The sequence below is a fragment of the Alicyclobacillus sendaiensis NBRC 100866 genome, assembly GCF_001552675.1.
Taxonomy (GTDB): domain Bacteria; phylum Bacillota; class Bacilli; order Alicyclobacillales; family Alicyclobacillaceae; genus Alicyclobacillus; species Alicyclobacillus sendaiensis.
Window position 1 is genome coordinate 1 of record NZ_BCRQ01000088.1, and the last position, 7,667, is coordinate 7,667.

Here is a 7,667-nt window from a genome sequence, read left to right on the forward strand (position 1 = left end):
ACCGACGGGACCTACCGGACCCACGGGGCCGACGGGGCCGGCCGGTGGACCTACGGGACCTACGGGACCTACGGGACCTACGGGACCTACGGGACCTACGGGACCTACGGGACCTACAGGACCCACCGGACCCACCGGACCTACAGGACCTACAGGACCTACAGGACCTACAGGACCTACAGGACCTACAGGACCTACAGGACCCACAGGACCCGCGGGGTCGAGCGCCATCATTCCGTACGCGTCTGGTCTGCCCGTCGCCCTGACAACGGTGGCCGGAGGGCTTGTGGGCACCACCAGCCTCGTCGGATTCGGCAGTTCCGTGACGGGGATCACCCTGCTCGGCTCGGGCCAGATCGATCTCACCGGCGCGGGCGGAACGCTGCTCAACTTCGCCTTCTCGATGCCGCGCGATGGGACCATCACGTCCATCGTCGCGTACTTCAGCGCCACCGCCGCGCTCAACCTGCTGGGCACGACGGTGACCATCACGGCCCAGTTGTATGAGTCGACGACGCCCAACAACACATTCTCGCCCATCTCGGGGGCATCCGTCACGTTGACGCCTCTCACCGGCACCATCGCCGTGGGGCAAATCGCCACCGGCAGCGCCACAGGGCTCTCCATCCCGGTCAGCGCAGGCACAAGGCTTCTGCTCGTGTTCTCCGCGACAGCGAACGGCCTGTCCCTGGTGCAGACCGTGGCAGGTTACGCCTCCGCTGGCGTCGCCATCAGCTGAACGGCGCGTTAGAGGCAGCCGAACCCAAGTCAGCGGTTGGGCTGCCTCCTGGCCCCACCTCGCGTCGTGCGCCGACCTTCCTTCTGCTCCCACCGTAGCCACAGGTAGTGCGCCGGATCGCGCTCCATCCGAGAAACGCGCGACGCCGGCCCCCACTGGGTGCGCTCGCCCTCCTTCGCCCGCCATCCAGTCGGTCGGAGCGGTCCGAGCGCCCCTTCCATTCGCTCCAAAAGCTCATGTCTCGCACGCCGCCAAGCGGCGTCCAGTTCCACGATTCCGGACTCATCCACGCGCATGTCCACGAGGTGTACTAAGAGGCACAACATGGACAGCTGTTCACGGGCCTCTTGCCAATCCAAGGCCCGCCCCGCGCGTGCCGCGCGGTCGAGAGCGGCCTCCATCGCCTCGCATTCCCAGCGAAACGCCTCCCACTGCGCCGCAGCCCTCGCGAGCCGCGCATGCGCTTCCTCTTCCGGTGCGGGCCAAGCGCTCCACATTTGTCGACACGCGCGCATAATCCATCGGCCGAGGCATCTCAACGATTCATGGTGTTCGAGGGCCGCAAACCCTGTCGATCCGGCACCCGCTCTCACCGCCACCGCCAGCAGTCGCGCGGATGCCACCTCCAGACGGGCGAACCTTTCGAGGGCCCAAGCGGCCGACGCGCCGTCCGCATCCGAGGCCACGTGCTCTACTCCTCGCAGCATGCCGAGGCCCCCTCGCATGGCAGCATCTTGAGCACGGTGTCGAGCTTCATCTGCAGGAGAAGTTCCTTGCGAATCAGCGTCCGCAGCATTCGCTCCACAGCCTCGTTGACACCAAGGCGTTCTTCCATCGACAGGTGTGGATCCGCAATGGCCTTCTGCAGTTTCTCGCCCTCCGCGTTGAGAATATGGGCGAGGCCCAGTTCCTCCATGGCGATGGAGGCCAGCAAAAGATGAACCACCTGTTCCCTCGTCAGTTCGATGTCCGGACGAATGTCGGGAATGTTGGGCATGGACACAAGGCATTCCTCCCCCTTCACATGTATGCGGACCATCGCCCACGCGCGCCAGGCGGACGCGCGCCGCGGCCGTACCGACGCCCGCCGCATAGGGTGGAGGTGCAACGTGGGAGGAATGCGCATGGCCAGCTGGTCCCTTTGCATGATCGTCCGGAATGAGGCGGACACCCTGCCGCGCTGCCTCGCATCGGTGGGCGATCTCGTCGACGAGATCGTCGTCGTGGACACCGGCTCGACGGATGACACGCCCGACATCGCGCAATCGCTCGGCGCGCGCGTGCACACCTTCGCGTGGTGCGACGACTTCAGCGCGGCCCGGAACTACGCGTTCGGCCTCGCCACCGCGGATTACATCCTTTGGCTCGACGCGGACGACGTCATTCGCCCCGAGGATTTCCCCGCGTGGAAAGCCCTCAAGTCCTCACTCGATCCCGCCGTCGACGCCGTCACCGCCTGGTACCACCTCGCCTTCTACGGCGACAAGCCGTCGTACAGCTCCCGCCTCGTGCGCGTGGTGCGGCGCAGCGCCGGCTTTCGTTGGCGCGGCCAGGTGCACGAATACCTGGAGGTCCGCGGCAATGTGCTCCATTCCGACGCAGCCGTCTGCCACCGCCCCGTGCGGCACGACGCGGATCGCAACCTGCGCATCTACGAAGCGCGAATTCGCGCCGGCGAGATGCTCGGCGCGCGCGACACGCTCTACTACGCGAATGAACTCGTCGATCACGGCCGAATGGTCGAAGCCCTCACCCAGTACGAGTCCTTCCTGAAGATGCAGGACATTTGGAAGGAGGACGCCATCTTCGCGTGTTACCGAATGTCGGATTGTCACCTGAAGCTCGGCCAGCGAGAAGAGGCGCGCGTGGCCGTGCTGCGATCTTTCCTGTACGACGCGCCCCGTTCCGAGGCGTGTTGCAGACTCGGCCACGCCGCGCTTGAACTCGGCGATCTCGACGCGGCACTTGCGTGGTATCGGCTGGCCATTCTGTGCCGCCGCCCTCCTGGATTCATGGGCTTTCTGAACCGCGCCTGCGAGACCTGGCTGCCTCACATCCAGCTGTTCGTGATTCTCGCGCGGCTCGGGCGCATCCGGGAGGCTTACGAGCACAACGAGTGGGCGGCGAAGTTTCTTGGGGACGAAGACCCCATGGTGGTCCACAACCGCGCGCAGCTCGCCGCGCTTCTCGAACACAGCGAGGGCGCGTGACGAGCAGTGCCCGCCGCGCGCCCCCACATCACCCCTGCACGGGCTTCAGGTGCTGCATGACGATGGCCGCCGACTGCGTATTGGCCGGTCCAGGGGTGATCCACAGATTCTGTTTCGTGGGCCAACCCGTGTAATGGCTGTCGTTGTACTCGTACCAATACGCACCCACGAGGAGCGGGATCACAGGCATCTTCTCGGCGGCGATGCGCTCGATCTGATACATGATCTTTTTCTGCTCCGCGAGATCCGTCGTCTGCGCAAATGCGTTCAACAGCTTGTCGACCTGGGGATCGTGGAATCCCTCGACGTTGAACGAGCCGTTTGAGTCCAGCAGATCGTAGTACTGAAGATAAGGCGTCGGACCTTCGTTCGTCCAGGAGATGGCGAGATCGTACTTGCCTGGGATGACGCCGTGCGCGCTGGCGGTGGGTGCGATGTTACTGTAGTAGGTTCCAAACGTGACCTGCTCGATATTCACCTTAATCCCGATCTTCGCGAGATCCTGTTGAATGAGGAGGCAGTCTTCGTCCCAGTCGCTCCAACCCGATACGACCTCGAGGTTGAACGACAGTTCCTTCCCGCCCTTGGCGTAAATGCCGTTCTTGTCCTTTTTGAAACCGGCCGCCTGGAGCAACTGCTCAGCCTTCGCGTCGTTCACCGGCGGGAAGTGCAGGTATGAGGACGGCAGTGTCGGATCCAACCAGGACTTGTAGTTGGGCAGCGGCAGGCTGATGGGATTGGCCACGCCCTCGTAGCCCGTCTCGCCGATCACGGAGAGCTTCTGGCGGTCGATCGCCAGGCTGATGGCTTCCCGCACGTTGGGAATCGCAAGCAGGGGATTCGAGAGGTTGGGATACAATTCGACGATGTTGTCCGGCGGGAAATAGTAGTGGTTGTGCGGATTCACGCCCACGTAGGTCTTTTGCACATTGGGAATGTCCAGGTTTCCATACTGAACCTGCCCCTCGGCGAGAGCGAGATCGGCGCTCTGGTTGCTCGTGAACGCTGGATAATCGAGCTCGGGCACCTTCGGAGCGCCGAGATAGTAGTTAGGATTCGCCTTGAACTTGTAATCCTGCGGCGAAAAGTAAGAGACGATGAATGGCCCCGTGCCGATAGCTTTGTCCCAAGTGATGTGCGCCTTGGCCGGATCGCCCAAGGCGGCCCACTGGTGTTCAGGGACAATGGGTGTGGAACCGAGGACGTATTGTTCGGCAAAGGGGACATTTGGCGTCTTGAAGGTGAAGATGACCTCGTCGTTCCCATTCGACTGGACCGACTGCAGCTGCTGCCACACGCCGTTGGCGTCCGCGTCGGGATACTTTTTCAGCTGCTGGAAGGTGAACACGACGTCCTTGGCTGTGAAGGGCACGCCATCTGTCCACTTGACGTTGTGGCGCAAATTCACCACCAACGTGCGATTGCCATTGGTGAAGTGGAAGCTGGTGCCCAGGAGATCGAAGGTGTGTCCGCTGACCGCGTCAAAGTAGAACAGCGACTCGTACACGTTCCCGAACGTGCCGGCCAAGTTGCCCGACGCAAACGGATTGAAGTTGTCCGCGTAGGTTCCCTGCGGGCTCGTGCATACGACCAGCGGCGGGAGCGTTTTCGCTTGTGTCGTAAGATTCGGTGCAACGAGCGCCATGCTCGCAGCCACGGACCCCAGTGCGGCTGCGACTTTCCAACGATTTTTCATAAGCAACCCCCTCGTCATTCGCGAAACTTGTCGTCTGGAATCGAAATCGATTTCGCCAAAGCCGCCGCCTTGCCCCTACTTCGCCCGCCCACCCCCTCACCAAAGAAATCGCTTTCAAAGCAAACATACAACGCCGATGACCGCCGCGCAACCCCTATTCTCGCGACTTTCACACGAAGTCCGTTCCGCGGAACACCGCGGTTGACAGGATGCGCGGGGCCCATGTGTCATGGAAGCAAGACCGCCGTAAAAATGGCTTATCGGGAGGATGCGCATGGACCTCGTCCAGCTCGAGTACTTTTTGGCCGTCGCGGAGCACCACAGCTTCCGCCGCGCGGCGGACGCCATCCGCGTCTCACAGCCCGCGCTGTCCCGCGCGATTCACAAGCTCGAGGGCGATCTCGGCGCGCCGCTGTTCGTGCGCACCGCGCAAGGCGTGCGCCTCACGCCGTGCGGCGAGGCGTTTCTGCCCCACGCCCGCCAGGCGCTCGCCGAGCTCGCGGCAGGCGTCCGCAAAGTCGCCGAACTGACGGGCCAAGCCCGAGGCGTGCTCCACGTCGGCCTCATCTATTCGCTCGGCACGCGCTTCCTCCCCGACGTCATCCGCACGTTCACCCGCACCCCCCCCCAGCGTGACGGTCCGACTGTCCGAGGCGCCGACCCAGAAACTGTTGCAGCAGCTTGATGCGGGCGAGATCGACATCGCGTTCTGCACGCCGCCACACGCGCCCCATCTGACGCTCGTGGAGATCCTGCAGGAGGAACTCGTGGCCATCGTCCCGCTCGATCACCCCCTCGCCGCAAACGACGAGTGCCATCTGGCCGATCTCGCCGAAGAGCCGTTCGTCGCGTACGCCCGCGCGTTCATCGCCTTCGTCAAGCACATGTGCGCCGTGAACGGCTGAGCGCTTCCCGGCGCCCCGGCGAGCCTGCTCTCCCTTGCCCGTCGTTTCAACCCGAACCGGCGACCTGATACACTTAACGGTGGACGCTTGAACGACGGGAAGGGGACGTCACGTGGAAATTCGCCGGTTTGTCATCTCGCCCATCCAGTCCAACTGCTACGTGCTCGCCGAGTCGTGGGAGCGCGGCGCAAACGCCGTCGTGATCGACCCTGGCGACCTCGCGCTTGCGCCCGTGTTTTCGTTCATAGACGAGGTGGGGCTCAAGGTCGTCGCAAATTGGAACACCCACGGCCACTTCGATCACGTCATCGGCGCCGATCTCTTGCGCGAGCGGTACGGCGTGCCGTCGTATCTCCACCCGGACGATCTCGTCACGTGGAACCGCGCCCCGCACTGGTACCGCGCATACCTCGCGGACGATGCGCCGGATCTTCGCCAGCCGGACGCCTGGCTGCACGACGGCGATGAGCTCAGGCTCGGCGACGAGACGTTCACCGTCTGGCACACGCCGGGGCATTCGCCGGGAAGCGTGTGTCTCGTGGGCAAGCGCGTCGTGTTTTCAGGAGACACGCTCTTTGCGGGGACCATTGGGCGAGTCGACTTGGAAGGGTCAGATCCAGAGGCCATGAAGGCGTCGCTCAAGCGCATCCTCGAATGGCCGGACGAGCTCGAGATCTATCCCGGCCACGGGCCGGCGACGCGCATGGGCCACGAGCGGCGGCATAACCGATTCCTGCTCGAGGTCATGAACGGGTGAAAAGCGCGCGAGGCGGAGCACATGCTCCGCCTCGCTCACTCACTGGATGGGCACTTTGGCCGCCGAAGGCGCGCCCGCCTTTGCGTTCAGGGACGGGATGCGGTCGAGATCGGTCAACAGGAACGCGTAGCTCAGCACGCCAATCAGGAGAATTACGGCCGCGCCGAGGAACGCGTCCATGAACGATCCCGTCGCCTGCACAATGAAACCGGTTGCGATTGGAGCAAGAATCCCCATCGCGTTGTTGCCGAACGTGAGAAACCCCGTGAGCACCCCCACCGTTCCCTTCGGCGCGATGAACGTCGGAATGCTCATCGCGATGGACGAGGTGCACACCAGCGCACCGAGCGCGATGGAGATGAAGAACACGGCCCAGCCCGGCGAATGGGTGTACGCCGCGCCGATGACGGTGAGCCCGAGGAGCAGGCAGATGACCAACACCGCCTTGCGCACGCGAAGCGGGTTTCTGCCGCGACGCACGAGCCAGTCGATGAGAAAGCCCGCGACAAAGAGCTCTGAAGCAAACCCGACGAGCCAAGGGATGGCCGCGAACCAGCCCGTCTTCAGCACCGACATGTGCATCTGGCTCTCCAGATACCCCGGGAGCCAGGACAAGAACAGCCAGAACGAGTAGGCGTACGCCGCGAACCCGATGAACACGCCCCACACCTTGCGGTAGCGCAGCAGATGGCCCAGGTTGCGCCACAGCCCGCCTTCCGCCTGGCCCTCTTCCTGCGATCCACCCTCCTCAATGAACGCCAGCTCTTCCCGCGACAGCCGCTTGTCTTCGCGCGGATCGCGATACATCGCCCAGTAGATGAACACGTACACGACGCTCAGAATGCCGGTGGCGATGAAACCGCCGCGCCAGCCCCACTCCGTGATGGCAAACGCCAACAACGGCGCGCCAATCGCGCTCGCGAGCTTGGACTCCGCGTCGTACAGCGACACCGCCCGCGCCCGCTCCGCCACCGGGAACCAGTAGCCCACGGACTTGACGGCCGCGGGGAAGTACGGGGCCTCGCCGATGCCAAGAAGCACCCGCCCCAACAAAAGCAACCCCTGCCCCGTGGCCGCGGCCGTCACAAAGCACGCAACCGACCACAGCACCATGCCCAGGCGGATGACCCACTTGACGCCGATTTTGTCGAGCAAGGCCCCCACCGGGATCTGCAACAGCGCGTACGACCAACTGAAGGCCGAGAGCACAATCCCCATCTGGCCGGCCGTCAGGTGAAACGTGCCCTCAATGGGCTTGGTGGCCATCGAGGTGGCCGACCGGTCCAGGTAGTTGACGATCACGCCCACGGCAATCAACACGCCGATCCACCAACGACGGTGTTTCACGCCATCTCCTCCC

Annotated in this window: 9 protein-coding genes; 5 read left to right on the forward strand and 4 right to left on the reverse strand. The window is 63.8% G+C overall.

Going from position 1 to position 7,667, the window contains the following annotated elements:
* Positions 1-271: 271 nt before the first annotated feature.
* Complete coding sequence (locus AS26_RS14890) at positions 272-739, forward strand: exosporium glycoprotein BclB-related protein (RefSeq protein ID WP_281176967.1); 468 nt, start codon at positions 272-274, stop codon at positions 737-739.
* 29 nt (positions 740-768) lie between these two features.
* Here AS26_RS14890 and AS26_RS12820 read toward each other — a convergent pair whose 3' ends face one another.
* Together AS26_RS12820 and AS26_RS12825 are read right to left on the reverse strand one after the other, a co-directional pair.
* Complete coding sequence (locus AS26_RS12820; RefSeq protein WP_157068510.1) at positions 769-1,446, reverse strand: hypothetical protein; 678 nt, start codon at positions 1,444-1,446, stop codon at positions 769-771.
* Positions 1,431-1,736 (reverse strand): alpha-helical endospore appendage domain-containing protein, encoded by a 306-nt coding sequence (locus tag AS26_RS12825; RefSeq protein ID WP_245629781.1) that lies wholly within the window; start codon positions 1,734-1,736, stop codon positions 1,431-1,433. The genes AS26_RS12820 and AS26_RS12825 overlap by 16 nt, the downstream gene beginning before the upstream one ends.
* 127 nt (positions 1,737-1,863) lie before the next feature.
* Here AS26_RS12825 and AS26_RS12830 point away from each other — a divergent pair, with 127 nt between their 5' ends.
* Positions 1,864-2,949 (forward strand): glycosyltransferase, encoded by a 1,086-nt coding sequence (locus AS26_RS12830; RefSeq protein ID WP_245629778.1) that lies wholly within the window; start codon positions 1,864-1,866, stop codon positions 2,947-2,949.
* Between the two features lie 28 nt (positions 2,950-2,977).
* Here the strand turns inward: AS26_RS12830 and AS26_RS12835 are convergent, their stop codons facing one another.
* The gene (locus AS26_RS12835) at positions 2,978-4,645 is read right to left on the reverse strand and encodes an ABC transporter substrate-binding protein (RefSeq protein ID WP_083516116.1); all 1,668 of its coding nucleotides are present in this window, start codon (positions 4,643-4,645) and stop codon (positions 2,978-2,980) included.
* A 274-nt stretch (positions 4,646-4,919) separates the two neighbouring features.
* Here AS26_RS12835 and AS26_RS12840 point away from each other — a divergent pair, with 274 nt between their 5' ends.
* The 3 genes from AS26_RS12840 (at position 4,920) to AS26_RS12845 (ending at position 6,307) form a co-directional block, all read left to right on the forward strand.
* Positions 4,920-5,330 carry a LysR family transcriptional regulator gene (locus AS26_RS12840; RefSeq protein ID WP_245629779.1) on the forward strand — a complete coding sequence of 137 codons (411 nt, stop codon included), beginning with the start codon at positions 4,920-4,922 and terminating at the stop codon, positions 5,328-5,330.
* On the forward strand, positions 5,317-5,550 hold the full coding sequence (locus tag AS26_RS14795; RefSeq protein ID WP_245629780.1) for a LysR substrate-binding domain-containing protein: 234 nt from the start codon (positions 5,317-5,319) through the stop codon (positions 5,548-5,550). The genes AS26_RS12840 and AS26_RS14795 overlap by 14 nt, the downstream gene beginning before the upstream one ends.
* Positions 5,551-5,662: 112 nt before the next feature.
* Positions 5,663-6,307, forward strand: a complete 645-nt coding sequence (locus tag AS26_RS12845; RefSeq protein ID WP_062310323.1) for an MBL fold metallo-hydrolase — start codon at positions 5,663-5,665, stop codon at positions 6,305-6,307.
* A gap of 39 nt (positions 6,308-6,346) precedes the next feature.
* Here AS26_RS12845 and AS26_RS12850 read toward each other — a convergent pair whose 3' ends face one another.
* Positions 6,347-7,654, reverse strand: coding sequence for an MFS transporter (locus tag AS26_RS12850; protein ID WP_062310326.1), 1,308 nt, complete (start codon positions 7,652-7,654; stop codon positions 6,347-6,349).
* Positions 7,655-7,667 lie beyond the last annotated feature (13 nt).

What these genes read in the sequence shown, in the direction of transcription:
- AS26_RS12835 (WP_083516116.1), bottom strand. Translation starts at nt 4,645, where the DNA reads ATGAAAAATCGTTGGAAAGTCGCAGCCGCACTGGGGTCCGTGGCTGCG.
- AS26_RS12840 (WP_245629779.1), top strand. Translation starts at nt 4,920, where the DNA reads ATGGACCTCGTCCAGCTCGAGTACTTTTTGGCCGTCGCGGAGCACCAC.
- AS26_RS12820 (WP_157068510.1), bottom strand. Translation starts at nt 1,446, where the DNA reads ATGCTGCGAGGAGTAGAGCACGTGGCCTCGGATGCGGACGGCGCGTCG.
- AS26_RS12830 (WP_245629778.1), top strand. Translation starts at nt 1,864, where the DNA reads ATGGCCAGCTGGTCCCTTTGCATGATCGTCCGGAATGAGGCGGACACC.
- AS26_RS12825 (WP_245629781.1), bottom strand. Translation starts at nt 1,736, where the DNA reads ATGCCCAACATTCCCGACATTCGTCCGGACATCGAACTGACGAGGGAA.